Raw genomic sequence first — 13,597 nt, forward strand, 5'->3', positions numbered from 1 at the left:
CGTGGTCGGGGTCAGGTGCTTTCGTTTGCGGTGATCTTTTCGGGCTTGGCCATCCATTCGCGCCCGCGCAGCATTGCCTTCCAGTAGATCGGCGGCAGCAGCCGTTCCTTGAGCAGCCAGGCAAGGCGGCTTGGCCTTGTGCCGTCGATCAGGAACTTAGGAAAGCTGGGCTTCATCACCCCGCCATAGCCGAACTCGGCCAGCACGATACGCCCGCGTTCCACCGTCAGCGGGCAGGAGCCATAGCCGTCATATTGCGCCACCGCCTCGCGGCCCGCGATGTCAGCGACGATATTCTCGGCGACCACCGGGGCCTGTATCCGCGCCGCAGCGGCCGTCTTGGCATTGGGGGCGTTCATTACATCACCCAGCGACCAGATATTGTCGTGGGTCTTGTGGCGCAGTGTCGCCTGATCCACGTCGATCCATCCGGCGGCATCGGCCAGGGCCGAGACGCGGATGAAATCGGGGGCGCATTGCGGCGGGCAGACATGGATCATGTCAAAATCCATGGTGATCCGCTCGGGCGCTGTATCAGGTTTCTTCACCTCGAAGGTGGCGGTGCGGGCCGGGCCGTCAATGGCGACAAGATTGTGAAAGAAATCAAGATTGGCGCGGTATTTGTCCATATAGGATTGCAGGGCGGGCACGTAATCCTTGACCCCGAAGAGCACGCCACCGGCATTGCAGAAATGAATGTCGATATCGTTCAGAACACCCGTGCGGAACCAGTGATCGGCGGAGAGATAGAGCGCCTTTTGCGGCGCGCCCGCGCATTTGATCGGCATTGGCGGCTGGGTAAAGAGCGCGCGGCCCGCCTTCAACCCCTGCACCAGTTGCCATGTATAGGGTGCCAGATCGTAGCGGTAATTCGAGGTGACGCCATTGCGCCCCAGCGTTTCTTCCAGCCCCTCAACCTTGGCCCAATCGAGCTTTAGCCCCGGACAGACCACCAGGCGGTCGTACTTCACCACCCGGCAGCCATCGAGGATCACGGCGTTGTCCGCAGGCTCGAACGCGGCCACGGCGGATTTGATCCAGTGCACGCCGCGCGGGATCAGCGCGCCCATGGTCTTGGCCGTCTCGGGTGCGTCAAAGATGCCACCACCCACCATGGTCCAACCCGGTTGATAGTAGTGGATATCCGCCGGGTCGATGACCGCGATGTCCAGATCGGGCTTGCGCGCGTGCAGGCTGGCGGCCACGGCGATGCCGCCCGCGCCAGCGCCCACGATCACCACGTCGAATTTGGCATCGCCCGTGTCGGTGGGCGTCTTGCCGCCGTTGATGATGCGCCGCGCAACGCCCGCCATGTCATAGCCTGCCGCCTTGGTCGCGGCGAGGATCTCGGGCACCGGGCGGCGCGTGGCCTCAGAGAGCGACCAGAGCGTGGCCGAGCGTGTGCCGGTGCGGCAATAGGCCAGAACCGGGCCGGGCAATTCACGCAAGGCGCGCCCGAAATCGCCCGCGTCCTGATCGCGCACCATTCCGGCGGTGATCGGCAGATAGCGTGCCTCAAGCCCTTCGGCGTGGGCCGCCGCCTCAATCTCCTCGAAATTCGGCTGATCGGCGCCTTCGCCATCGGGGCGGTTGCAGATCACCGCGCGAAACCCCGCCGCCTTGATCGCCGCCAGATCGCCGGGGGCAATCTGAGGGCTGACCGACAGCGCGTCGGTTATTGTCTTGATGTCCATGGTTCACCCCTTGGGCGTGTGTTTACAGCGCGTTGACCGGCAGTTTCAGCATCGGGCGACCATCGCTGTCCTTTGGCACCTCGCCCGCGCGCATGTTGACCTGCAAGGACGGCAGGATCAGCCGTGGCATGCCAAGCGTTGCATCGCGTTCGGTGCGGAAGGTGATAAAATCCTCGCGCGTCTTGCCGGCACCCACATGGATGTTGTGGGCCTTTTCCTCGGCCACGGTGGTTTCCCACGCGATATCGCGACCGTTCGGGCCGTAATCGTGGCACATGAAGAGGCGCATTGCGTCCGGCAGGGCCAGCACCTTTTGAATGCTGTCATAGAGCGTGCCCGCATCGCCGCCCGGAAAATCGGCCCGCGCCGATCCGCCATCGGGCATGAACAGCGTATCACCGACAAAGGCGGCATCGCCCATCACATGGGTCATGCAGGCTGGGGTGTGGCCGGGGGTGTGCAGGGCGAAACAGGGCATGGTGCCGACAGTGTAAGTGTCGCCATCCTTGAACAGCGCGTCAAACTGGCTGCCGTCGCGCTGAAACTCGGTGCCCTCGTTGAAGATTTTGCCGAACACCTCCTGCACGGTCAGGATGTTCTCGCCGATGCCGATCCTGCCGCCCAATGCGCGCTGGATATAGGGCGCGGCCGAGAGGTGATCGGCGTGGACATGGGTTTCCAGAATCCAGTCCAGCGCCAGCCCGCGTTCGCGGACCCGCGCAATCAGCATATCGGCGTGATCAAAGCTGATCCGCCCGGATGCGGGATCGAAATCCATCACCGAATCGACAATCGCACAGGCGTCTGACGCCGGGTCCTTGACGATATGGCTGATGGTATTGGTCGCCTCGTCGAAAAAGCTTTCGACCTCGGGGCGGATGGTCATGTCAACAGGATAAGCGGTCATGATGTTCCTCCGGTCTTTGGGGATCAAAGCTTGCAAGTGCGGATGCCGAGGATGCGATAGAGCAGGCAAAAGCGCATGCCTGCGGTGGCAATCAGCACGATGCCCGCAATTGCGGCGATCCATTTCGGCGCGCCTGCGGCAAACATCGCCGAAAACCCGCCAAAGGCGAGCGCCAGCAGGGCAAGGCCCAGAACGATACGAATGATGCGGTCGACAGACCCGATATTGGCAGTCATGACGGTCCTCCGGTTAAAGTTAACTGCTGAATAGAGGTTTTCACGGAACGCGTATGTGATGAAGTCACCAAGCGGTGCGAAAACGCAGCCAGCCCTCTGCCGGATCAGCCCGCGCAGACCGGTCCGCGACCGTTACGCGCGCGCCCTTTTGGGGGAAACGATGCCCTCTTGCAGCGGCAGGATGCGGTCAAGCAACTGATCGCGATTGGACGCGATATCGGCGATGGTCACGCCGTCGAGCACGTCGAGAAAAGCCCGTGTCGCTGCCTGAAAGGTCTGCGACAGCTTGCAGATGCCGATCAGCGGGCAGGTGTTGGTGGTGCGGTTGAAACACTCCACCACGTCGAACGGTCCCTCGGTCAGGCGCACGACCTCGCCCACGCGGATCGTCTCGGGCGCACGGGCCAGCCGAAAGCCGCCACCGCGCCCGCGCTGCGTGTCGATGAACCCGGCCTTGCCCAGTTCATGCACGATCTTGACGATATGCGGGCGCGCCAGCCCATGCACCTTGACCACATCATCCACACGCACCAACGCAGGCGCTTTCAGCGCCGCCAGTTGCAGCGAGCGCAGGGCGTAATTGGTATAGCTGGTCAGCCGCATGGCATCGAATTCCTTTCATTGATCTAATTCCCGTAGAGCTTTTCTTCAAGCAAAGCCAGAAAAACTGTCATGGCGGTGTAGGGTTCGGCGACCAGCCCACCAATGGAGCGCCAGAATGCCGCACCAAAAGTATATTTTACTTATATCTTATGATCAAGAATCGTTCTAAATGTCTGCTATCCGGTTGGGGCAGGTCGCCCCGCCCGCAACCCTGAAGGAACATATCACATGGGTATCCATATCGGCGACACCGCCCCCGATTTCACCGCCGACACGACGGCCGGCCCGATCAGTTTTCACGACTGGATCGGGGACAAGTGGGTTTTCTTCTTCAGCCACCCGGCAGATTTCACCCCGGTCTGCACCACCGAAATGGGGCGCACCGCGCAGCTTTCTGCGGAATTTGCCAAGCGCCACGTCAAGCCGCTTGGCCTGTCGACCGATGGCGTCGAAGAGCATCAGGCCTGGATCAAGGACGTGAACGACACGCAATCCACCACGGTGGATTTCCCGATCGTCGCCGACCCTGACTGCGCAATCGCGCGGCTTTACGAGATGATCCACGCGAATGAGAGCGAAACCGCCGCTGTGCGTTCGGTCTTCATCATCGACCCCAACAAGCGGATTCGCCTGACCATGACCTATCCGATGAGCGTGGGGCGCAATTTCGACGAGATCCTGCGTGTGATCGACGCGCTTCAGACCGGCGACAAAAACCGCATCGCCACCCCGGCCGATTGGGTGCCCGGTGGCAAGGTGATCATCCCGCCCTCGATCCCCAATGCCGAAGCCGAAAAGCTGTTCCCGCAGGGCTTTGACGAACTGCGCCCCTACCTGCGCACCACGACCCTTTGATCAAGGTGCCCCGCCGGGTTTCCGGCGGGGCCGACCCTGCATAACCGGAGGTGTTCCATGTTCGACAGTTTCAGCGCCGAGACACTGGCGCGTGTTCAATTCGCCTTTACCATCTCGTTCCACATCATCTTTCCCGCCTTCACCATCGGGTTGGCAAGCTGGCTCGCGGTGTTGAATGCGCAGTGGCTGCTCACGCGCGACGCAACATATCTGACGCTGTTCGAGCATTGGAAAAAGATCTTCGCCGTGGTGTTCGGCATGGGCGTCGTGTCGGGCATTGTCATGTCCTATCAGTTCGGGACCAACTGGGCGGTGTTTTCCGACAAGGCCGGCCCGGTGATCGGCCCGCTGATGGCCTATGAGGTGCTGAGCGCCTTTTTCCTCGAGGCCGGGTTTCTTGGCATCATGCTCTTTGGGCGCGAGAGGGTGGGCGACCGGTTGCACATGTTCGCCACCGCGATGGTGGCGGTCGGCACGCTGGCCTCGGCCTTCTGGATACTGTCGGTCAACAGCTGGATGCAGACACCTGCGGGCTATGGGATCAACGCCGATGGCCAGTTCGTGCCCGAGGACTGGTGGGCGGTCGTCTTTAATCCGTCCTTCCCCTACCGCTTGGTGCATATGGTGATGGCGGCGTATCTGACCACCGCCTTCGTGGTCGGCGGGGTCAGCGCGCTGCACCTCTTGCGCGACCGCACAAGCGCCACGGCGCGGCGCGGTTTTTCGATGGCGATGTGGATGGCGGTGATCGTGACGCCGCTTCAGATCGTGGCGGGCGATTTCCACGGTCTCAACACGCTGGAGCATCAGCCGGTCAAGGTCATGGCGATTGAGGGGCACTTTGACAGCCACCCCGAGGGCGCGCCGCTCTATCTTTTCGGTATCCCCGATCAGGACAATCAGCGGCTCGATTACGCGGTTGGTATCCCGAAACTATCCTCGCTGATTCTCAAGCATGATCTGAACGCGCCGCTGGCTGGCCTCGATACCGTGGCGCGCGAAGATCAGCCCCCGGTGGCCATCGTGTTCTGGTCGTTCCGCATCATGATCGCGATCGGTTTTGCGATGCTGGGCATCGGCCTTTGGGCGGGTTTGCGCCGCGTGCAGGGGCGGCTTTACGACAGTGCGATGCTGCACCGTGCCGCCGTGGCGATGGGGCCTGCGGGGTTTGTCGCCGTGCTGGCGGGGTGGGTGACGACAGAGGTCGGCCGCCAGCCCTATACCGTCTACGGCCTCTTGCGCACCTCTGACAGCCTGGCACCGGTCGCGGCCCCGGCGGTCGCCGCCTCGCTCATTGCCTTCATCGTGGTCTATTTCTTCGTCTTCGGCGCGGGCACCTTTTATGTGCTGCGGCTGATGAATCGCGCGCCCGATACGGGCGGCGAGGATGATCATGGCCCGACCCGCACCGCCGGGATCACACCCGTTGCGCAACTGCATGCCAGAACCTTTGTTCCCGGCGAGTAAGGAGAACTGACAATGGAATTCGATCTTGCGTTCATCTGGGCCGGGCTCATCGCCTTTGCCGTGCTGACCTATGTGGTGCTGGACGGCTTCGATCTGGGTGTCGGAATCCTCTTTCCCTTAGCCGGATCGGAACGCGACCGCGACACAGCGATGAATACGGTCGCCCCGGTCTGGGATGGCAATGAGACATGGCTGGTGCTGGGCGGCGGCGGGCTGTTCGCGGTGTTTCCGCTGGCCTATGCGGTTGTGATGCCGGCGCTTTACATGCCGATCACGCTGATGCTGCTGGCGCTGGTGTTTCGCGGCGTGGCGTTTGAATATCGCTGGAAAACGCGGCGCTGGAAACGGGTGTGGGATCACGCCTTCTTCGGCGGCTCGCTGGTTGCGGCATTCTGTCAGGGCATTGTCCTTGGCGCGCTGGTGCAGGGCATAGAGGTCACGGGCCGGGCCTATTCGGGCGGCTGGTGGGACTGGCTGACGCCGTTCTCGGTGCTGACCGGGCTGGCGGTGGTGGCGGGCTATGCGCTTCTGGGCGCAACCTGGCTGGTGCTCAAGACCGACGGGCCGCTGCAACTGGGCATGCGCCGCCGGGCATGGTGGCTGGGGTTTGCCACGCTTGGCTTCATGGGGATCGTCAGCCTTGCCACCCCGTTTCTGGAGCCGGTCTATTTCCAGCGCTGGTTCAACCTGCCGGGCAGCGCCTTCAGCATCGTCATGCCGGTGCTGGTGCTGGGCGCGGCCTGGGCGCTTTTTACCGGGTTGAACGACAGCCGCGATCTGCGCCCGTTTCTGGCGGCGCTGTCGCTCTTCGTGCTGGGCTTTATCGGGATTGGCATCAGTTTCTATCCGATGATGGTGCCGCCTTCGCTGACCATCTGGCAGGTGGCGGCCCCCGATGAAAGCCTGGCCTTCGCATTGGTCGGCACGCTGTTTCTTGTGCCGCTGATCCTTGCCTATACCGCCTACGCCTATTGGGTGTTTCGCGGCAAGGTGCGTCCGGGAGAGGGGTATCACTGATGTCCCCCATCTTGCGGCACTTCGGCTGGTTCGTTCTGCTCTGGCTGCTTGGCATCGGCGCGTTGGGTGCCGTCGCCACCCTCATACGACTGTTTATCTGACCCTCATGACTGGAGATACTCATGAAAAAGACCCTTCTCGCCGCCGCGACCGTGGCGGGCCTTGCCACGGGGGCACAGGCCTCGGAAAAGGCGCTCGTGACCGTCGTCACCTCGCCCGAGCCGCAGACGCAACTCATGGCCATGGTGCTGACCATGCAGGCCGTGCAGCAAGGCGCGCAAACCCGTATCCTGCTGTGCGGACCGGGCGGTGACATCGCCCTCAAGGACGCCCCGGCAAGCGTCACCGCGCCGCAACCACCCCGCGACATGAGCCCGCAAGGCCTGATGCAGAAGATCATGGAGGCGGGTGCCACGGTCGAGGTCTGCGCGATCTATCTGCCCGGTCGCGGTGTCGGCCCCGAGGTCCTGCTTGATGGCGTCGGCGTCGCCAAGCCGCCAGAGATGGCGGGTGCCATGCTGAAGGACGACACCGTGCTTTGGTCATTCTAACCAAAGCACAAAAAAAGACCTGCGGCGACTAGGCGCAGGTCACCCCCCTTTGGGCGGGAACCTTCCCTGGTCTTCGCGGTATCGTTGTTCAACCCAACCGGAACGCACCATGTCTGACCCGCAAGCCTCCGACCTGCCTTTGCAGGTTATCCCGCGTGACATAGACCCATCCGGCGCGCCCCCGCGCCGGATGCGGTTTCGGCGCAGCTATCTGTTGGTGCTTCTGATCCCGGTTTTCATGTTCTCTGGCGCGGTGATCGGCCTGTATTTCCAGCCGATGGGGTTGCAGAAATTCTATGCGCTGACCGGGCTGCAACCGGGGGGCGGATCGTCTTCGCCGATTGCCCTGCCGCCCGAAATCGTCCTGCCAAAGGACATGGCCGAGACCATGCAACCGAGTGATGTGGTCGGCCTTGCGCGGCTGATGCCACAGGGGGACGTGTCGATCGTTGCGGCCCCGTACGGCGCGGGCGATGCGCGGATCGCTGAAATTCTGGTGGCGGTCGGCGACCGGGTGGAAAAGGGTGCGGTGTTGGCGCGGCTTGACAACGAGGATCAACTGGAAAGTGCGGCTTTGATCGCGCGCGCCAATGTCGCGGTGCGCGAGGCGGCATTGATCCAGACCCGCGCGGCAGTTCAGAATAGTCAGGACGAGGCCCGCGCTGCATTCGAGCAGGCCCAATCCGCCGCAGTCGAGGCCGCCAGCACCCTTGCCCGCACCCAAGGGCTGTTTCAGCGCGGTGTCACCACGCAGGCGGTGCTGGATGGCGCCGTGGCCGCCGATCAACAAGCCCGACTGGCGGTTGAGAAAGCCAAGGCGACGCTGGCACGTTATACCGCCGAGGAGGCCGACATGCAGCCCGATGTCATCGTCGCGGCCCGCAACCTTGATGCCGCCAAGGCGGAGCTTGCACGGGCGCAGCGCGATCTGGCGCGCGCCGCCGTTATGGCCCCCATCAGGGGCACCGTGCTTGACGTGAACGCCCGCGCCGGCGAACGCCCCCCCGCAGATGGCATCATGCAGATGGGTAACACTGACCGCATGATGGCCGAGGTCGAGATCTATCAGGATCGCATTGCACAGGTCAGCATCGGCCAGCCGGTCGAACTGGCGGCGGCGGCCATTGGCCAGACATTGCAGGGCCGGGTGCAATCCATCGGGCTGATGGTCGGGCGGCAGGGTCTTGTCGCGGATGACACGGCGGCCAATACCGATGCGCGGGTGATCACCGTGATGGTCGCGCTGGATGACGCCTCATCCCTGATCGCCGCGCGCTACACCAACCTTGAGGTCATCGCCCGCATCGACACCCGCGCGCAGGCAGCGCGGTGAGCCGCCTGTTGCAATGGCTGTTCGGACGGCTGCCCATTGGCTGGCTGCAACTGACCCACAGCCGCCCGCGCTTTGCCGCCGCCCTTGCCGGGGTGGCCTTTGCCAATGTGCTGGTCTTTGTCCAGCTTGGCATCATGAACTCGATGGCGACGGCGACGATGAAGCCCTACGGGTTCTTTCAGGCCGATATCATGATTTCCGCCTCGGACGCCAATTCGATGACCGAAGGCGGCAATGTCGCGCGGCAATGGCTGTTTCAGGCGCTGGCCGACCCGGATATCATTGCGGGCACCGGGCTTTTCGTGGGCAACGTCAACTGGGCGCGCCCGGAAAAGACGCTGGGACTGACCACCTATGGCATCGACCCGGCACAGCCCGGTTTCCTGTCACCCGACATGGCGGCCAAGGCCACGACATTGCAATTGCAAAACGCCGGCATCCTTGATCGGTTCAGCCGGGGCCTGCCGCGTGACGAGGCGGCGGCGATCCGCCCGCAAACCCCGCTGTCGTTTGAGGTGACCGGCACAACCTTGACGCTTTACGACACCTTCGCGGGTGGCGGTGGCTTTGGCGGCGACGGGTTCATGATGGTGTCGGATCAGACCTTCCTGACCCTCTTTCCCGCCCGCACATCAGCGGCCCCCGATCATATCCTGCTGAAACTGGCCCCCGGTGCCGATGCTAACCGCGTCGCTGCCCGGCTGCGAAATCTGATATCCGACAAGAGCCTGCGCATCCGCAGTTACGCGCAGGCCGCAGCCGAGGATCTGAGCTATCAGCAGACCAAGCGACCGACCGGCATCATATTCGGCTTCGGGGTGATCATCGGTGTGCTGGTGGGGATCGTGATCGTCTATCAGGTGCTGTCGACGGACGTGGCCGACCATCTGAGCGAATATGCCACCTTCAAGGCAATGGGGTATCCGCAACGTTTCTTCATCGGCATCGTTCTGGAAGAGGCACTGATCCTCGCGCTTCTGGGTTTCATCCCCGGTTTTGCCGTGGCCAGCGCCCTGCTGGCGGGCATGGCCAAGGCTACCAACCTGCCGCTGGAAATGACCTCCGCGATGGGGGGGACGGTGTTTTTCGGCACGCTTGCGGCCTGTGCGATCTCGGGCGCGATTGCCACGCGGCGGCTGGCCTCGGCCGACCCGGCCGATCTGTTCTGAGGCGCAGTAATGACCGACGCTCCGCCGATCATCGTCAACGCGCTGAACCACTGGTTCGGCACCGGCGAGGCGCGCAAGCAGGTGATTTTTGACGTGAACCTTGCCGTGCAGCGCGGCAGCCTGACGGTGCTGATGGGGCCGTCAGGGTCGGGCAAGACCACGGTGCTGACACTGATGGGGTGCCTGCGCGATGTGCAGGACGGCTCAGTCCGTCTGCTGGGGCATGAACTGAACGGGGCAAGCCGCGCGCAGACCGAGGGTCTGCGGCGCAGGTTGGGCTTCATCTTTCAGGCGCATAACCTGCATGGCAGCCTGACGGCGTTGCAAAACGTGCTGATGGGGGTGCAGGTGCATGGCCTGATCGACCCGGCGGCGCAGACCCTCGCCGCGCGCCATGCGCTGACACTGGTCGGGCTGGCGGACCGGATGGACTACCTGCCCGCCAACCTGTCTGGCGGCCAGAAACAGCGCGTCGCGGTGGCGCGCGCCCTTGTCGGCAACCCCGATGTGGTCTTTGCCGATGAACCCACCGCAGCGCTCGACCGCGAAAGCGGTGCCAATGTGGTTGCCCTGCTCAAGAAACTGGGGCAGGCGCGCGGCACGACGACGGTAATGGTCACCCATGACACCCGCATCCTGGAGATGGCAGACCGGATCGTGACGCTGGAGGACGGCCGCATCGTCAAGGACACCGGGGCCTGACGCTGTCCACAATCGTCTTGCCGCTGATTTTACGGGGATCAGGTCTGTGCTTGTCTTTTCCATCGGTTTCCCGCAATCATATTCTGAATAACGAATATGGAGGCCCGCGATGCCCATCACCCGACGCAGATTGCTTGAACTTGGGGCCATGTTGCCTCTGGCCCTGACGGCCACGGGTGTTCGGGCGCAGATGCTGACCCTTGGCACGGGACGGCTTGACACGCTCAGCGACGGGCATCTTGTTCTGCCGCGCGATTTCGTTCTGGGCGATCTGCCCGAGGCGGAAGCCGGGCCAATCCTTACCGGTCTGGGGATCACCGGCGACACGGTGATGCCGCCCTGCAACCTGACGCTTTGGCGGGACGGCGCGCGCAAGGTTCTGTTTGATGCCGGGTCCGGCGCAGGCTTCATGCCAAGCGCGGGCAAGCTGGCCGAGGCGCTTGACGGCGTGGGCGTCGGCGCGGAGGAGATCACCCATGTGATCTTTACCCATGCCCATCCCGATCATCTTTGGGGGGTTCTGGACGAGTTCGATGATCCGGTTTTCGCAAATGCCAGCTATATGATCGGGCAGGCGGAATGGGACTATTGGACCGACCCCGCCACCGTCGACAGCATCGGCGCGGCGCGCGCCGCCTTTGCCGTGGGGGCCGCGCGGCGGCTGGCCGAGATCGAGGATCGGATGGAATTTATCAAGGCCGGGCAAGAGGTGCTGCCCGGTATCATGGCGCATGACAGCCCCGGTCACACGCCCGGCCATATGGCCTTCGAGATCCGGCAAGGGGGCGACGCGGTGATGGTCGTTGGTGATGCGATCGGCAATGGCCATCTGGCGCTGGCGCGCCCCGATTGGCCCGCCGGGGCCGATCAGGACCCCGACACCGGCATTGCCACCCGCACCCGCCTGCTCGACATGCTGGCCAGCGAGGGCATGGCGATGGTGGGCTTTCATTTGCCCGAGGGCGGTCTGGGCCGTGTTGAGCGCGCGGATGGCGCCTATCGTTTCGTGGCGGAGGTCTGAACCATGCGCGCCTTTCTGATGATCCTGTGTCTTGCGACCCCGGCCCTTGCCAGCGAGGATATCGCCGACAAATACCCCGGCTCGCCGCTTTACGACAAGCCGGTCGAGGTCATTCCCGGCGTCTGGTCGGCCATCGGGGCCACCGCGCCGCCGACGCATGACAATGCAGGCCACAACAACAACCTCAGCTTCATCGTCACCGGCGCGGGTGTGGTGGTGGTCAATTCCGGCGCATCCTATGCCTTGGCCGAGGCGCTGCACGCCGAAATCCGCGCCGTGACGGATCAGCCGGTGCGCCTTGTGCTGACCGAGAACGGGCAGGGGCATGCCATGCTGGGCAATGGCTATTGGGTGGATCAGGGCGTGCCGGTGATCGCCCATGTGGACGCGGCAGAGGAATTTGCCGATCAGGGCGGCGGTGATCTGGCCGCGGCGCAGCGGGTCATGGGTGCGCAGGCCGCGCGCACGCGGGTGGAGCCGCCGACCGAGACGTTTCAAGACGAACATATCGTCGAAATGGGCGATTTCCGCATCGAGGCGCGGCATCTGGGTCCGGCGCACAGCCCGGGCGATATCGTCGTCTGGTTGCCCCGGCAGGGGCTTGTGATCTCGGGCGACATGGCCTTTCACGAACGCATGTTGCCGATTTTCGAGAACACGATCACCGCCGACTGGCTGGAAACCTGGGATACGGCGTTTGAGCCGCTTGGCGCGACCTATGTGATCCCCGGCCACGGCCACCCGACGAACATGGATCAGGTGCGCCGTTACACCAAGGGCTACCTCGAATATCTGCGCGCGCAAATCGCCGAGCATATCGAGGCGGGCGGCGATCTGGCGGGGGCCTATTACGTCGATCAATCGCCCTATCGGCGGCTGGATACGTTCGAGGAACTGGCCACCAAGAATGCCGGTCGCGTGTTCGAGCAGATGGAGTGGGAATAGCGCTCAGGCGAGCGCGGGGCGGGTGGACAGATAGCGCAGGCCAAGATGCGTGGCCATTGCGCCCAACCACATGGCCGTAACCGCGACCCACGCGGTGAGCGCGAAAATCGCACCGCCCGTCATGCCCGCGCCAACCGCGCAACCGCCCGCAAGCATGGAGCCGAACCCCATCAGCGCGGCTCCGATCAGATAGCGCTCGGTCGGGGTGTCAGAGCCGAAGCGCTCCAGTTTCCACTCACCCGTCACGAGAGCCGTGGTCCCCGCGCCGACAAAAACCCCCGGCACCAATCCCACGCCAAAGCCAAGCGGTAGCGCGGCCTCGTTGACAAGCCCCATCAGCGTGTCGGTTGACGGGCCGGTGAAGGTGACCGAGGAGATCGCCACCACCTCGAAAGAGCTTTGGGCGATGGCATAGGTGGCCAGCCAGCCCAGCCCGATGGCCAGCCCGACAAGCGCCGCCGCAATCGCGTGCGAGGGGCGCACCTGACGGGTATGGGCAAGCACGAAAGCAGCCAGCAGCACCAGCGCCGCGATGCCGGTGGCCACCTCGGGAGACAGTCCGAAGAGGCTCAGAAGGTTGCGCCCCGCGCCGCCCGGCACCGTCCAGAGCGCGGCCAGTGCTTCGCGCAGAGGTGACAGAAATCCGCGCAAAGAGGCCTGCGCCACCAGCGTCAGAACCAGCCCCGCCACCAGCGCCCGCAGGTTGCCGCTGGCCGAGAGCACCAGCAGGCGGCTGGCACAGCCGCGCGCAAGGATCATGCCCGCGCCAAACATCAGCCCGCCAAGGATGGCACCCGAAAGGCTTCCGGTTGCGGCAAGCGGGCGGGCAGTGCTGACATCGAGCCAGCCAAGCGCAATGGCACCCTGCACCGAAAGAACGCCAGCCGAAAAGGCGATAAGCCAGACAGCAAGGCGCGACCCCACATGGCGTTCGGCCAGTTCCACCGTTGCCGCGCGCAGGCAAAAGCGTGAATGCTGCGCTGCCGCCCCAAAGACAAGGCCTGTCCGTCGTCGAATGATTTGGAACAGGCGGCGTGATTTTGGTCTGGAGGGCTCCGGCTCTGTTGGTTGATGTTATGCTGCTTGGCGCTGATGGA

The 13,597-nt window shown here is 63.7% G+C and carries 15 protein-coding genes; 10 read left to right on the plus strand and 5 right to left on the minus strand.

Translation table 11 applies throughout. The annotated features are described in order from the left end of the window. Nucleotides 1-11 precede the first annotated feature (11 nt). From ABIE57_RS15215 to ABIE57_RS15230, 4 genes are all read right to left on the minus strand, one after another. Nucleotides 12-1,694: a bifunctional protein tyrosine phosphatase family protein/NAD(P)/FAD-dependent oxidoreductase gene (locus tag ABIE57_RS15215; protein WP_354539877.1), complete on the minus strand. Its 1,683-nt coding sequence runs from the start codon at nt 1,692-1,694 to the stop codon at nt 12-14. Between the two features lie 22 nt (nt 1,695-1,716). Beyond that, nucleotides 1,717-2,601 carry an MBL fold metallo-hydrolase gene (locus tag ABIE57_RS15220; RefSeq protein ID WP_354539878.1) on the minus strand — a complete coding sequence of 295 codons (885 nt, stop codon included), beginning with the start codon at nt 2,599-2,601 and terminating at the stop codon, nt 1,717-1,719. 23 nt (nt 2,602-2,624) lie between these two features. Continuing rightward, entirely contained in the window at nt 2,625-2,837 is a 213-nt protein-coding gene (locus ABIE57_RS15225; RefSeq protein WP_354539879.1) for a YgaP family membrane protein, read from the minus strand. Between the two features lie 132 nt (nt 2,838-2,969). Then, on the minus strand, nt 2,970-3,440 hold the full coding sequence (locus tag ABIE57_RS15230; protein WP_354539880.1) for an RrF2 family transcriptional regulator: 471 nt from the start codon (nt 3,438-3,440) through the stop codon (nt 2,970-2,972). 228 nt (nt 3,441-3,668) lie between these two features. Here ABIE57_RS15230 and ABIE57_RS15235 point away from each other — a divergent pair, with 228 nt between their 5' ends. From ABIE57_RS15235 to ABIE57_RS15280, 10 genes are all read left to right on the plus strand, one after another. Beyond that, entirely contained in the window at nt 3,669-4,295 is a 627-nt protein-coding gene (locus ABIE57_RS15235; protein ID WP_354539881.1) for a peroxiredoxin, read from the plus strand. Nucleotides 4,296-4,352: 57 nt separating this feature from the next. Continuing rightward, the gene (locus tag ABIE57_RS15240; protein WP_354539882.1) at nt 4,353-5,762 is read left to right on the plus strand and encodes a cytochrome ubiquinol oxidase subunit I; all 1,410 of its coding nucleotides are present in this window, start codon (nt 4,353-4,355) and stop codon (nt 5,760-5,762) included. Nucleotides 5,763-5,774: 12 nt separating this feature from the next. Further along, nucleotides 5,775-6,779 carry a cytochrome d ubiquinol oxidase subunit II gene (gene cydB, locus ABIE57_RS15245; protein WP_354539883.1) on the plus strand — a complete coding sequence of 335 codons (1,005 nt, stop codon included), beginning with the start codon at nt 5,775-5,777 and terminating at the stop codon, nt 6,777-6,779. After that, nucleotides 6,779-6,880: a DUF2474 family protein gene (locus ABIE57_RS15250; RefSeq protein WP_354539884.1), complete on the plus strand. Its 102-nt coding sequence runs from the start codon at nt 6,779-6,781 to the stop codon at nt 6,878-6,880. The genes cydB and ABIE57_RS15250 overlap by 1 nt, the downstream gene beginning before the upstream one ends. A gap of 21 nt (nt 6,881-6,901) precedes the next feature. Beyond that, complete coding sequence (locus tag ABIE57_RS15255; protein ID WP_354539885.1) at nt 6,902-7,330, plus strand: DsrE family protein; 429 nt, start codon at nt 6,902-6,904, stop codon at nt 7,328-7,330. Between the two features lie 109 nt (nt 7,331-7,439). Further along, nucleotides 7,440-8,663, plus strand: coding sequence for an HlyD family efflux transporter periplasmic adaptor subunit (locus ABIE57_RS15260; RefSeq protein WP_354539886.1), 1,224 nt, complete (start codon nt 7,440-7,442; stop codon nt 8,661-8,663). Beyond that, nucleotides 8,660-9,832, plus strand: coding sequence for an FtsX-like permease family protein (locus ABIE57_RS15265; RefSeq protein WP_354539887.1), 1,173 nt, complete (start codon nt 8,660-8,662; stop codon nt 9,830-9,832). The genes ABIE57_RS15260 and ABIE57_RS15265 overlap by 4 nt, the downstream gene beginning before the upstream one ends. Before the next feature lie 9 nt (nt 9,833-9,841). After that, nucleotides 9,842-10,534, plus strand: coding sequence for an ATP-binding cassette domain-containing protein (locus tag ABIE57_RS15270; protein ID WP_354539888.1), 693 nt, complete (start codon nt 9,842-9,844; stop codon nt 10,532-10,534). 148 nt (nt 10,535-10,682) lie between these two features. Further along, nucleotides 10,683-11,555, plus strand: a complete 873-nt coding sequence (locus ABIE57_RS15275; RefSeq protein ID WP_354539889.1) for an MBL fold metallo-hydrolase — start codon at nt 10,683-10,685, stop codon at nt 11,553-11,555. 3 nt (nt 11,556-11,558) lie between these two features. Continuing rightward, complete coding sequence (locus ABIE57_RS15280) at nt 11,559-12,500, plus strand: MBL fold metallo-hydrolase (protein ID WP_354539890.1); 942 nt, start codon at nt 11,559-11,561, stop codon at nt 12,498-12,500. A 3-nt stretch (nt 12,501-12,503) separates the two neighbouring features. Here the strand turns inward: ABIE57_RS15280 and ABIE57_RS15285 are convergent, their stop codons facing one another. Next, entirely contained in the window at nt 12,504-13,529 is a 1,026-nt protein-coding gene (locus ABIE57_RS15285; RefSeq protein ID WP_354539897.1) for a YeeE/YedE family protein, read from the minus strand. Nucleotides 13,530-13,597: the final 68 nt, after the last annotated feature.

Source organism: Roseovarius sp. MBR-6 (assembly GCF_040547525.1).
GTDB lineage: Bacteria > Pseudomonadota > Alphaproteobacteria > Rhodobacterales > Rhodobacteraceae > Roseovarius.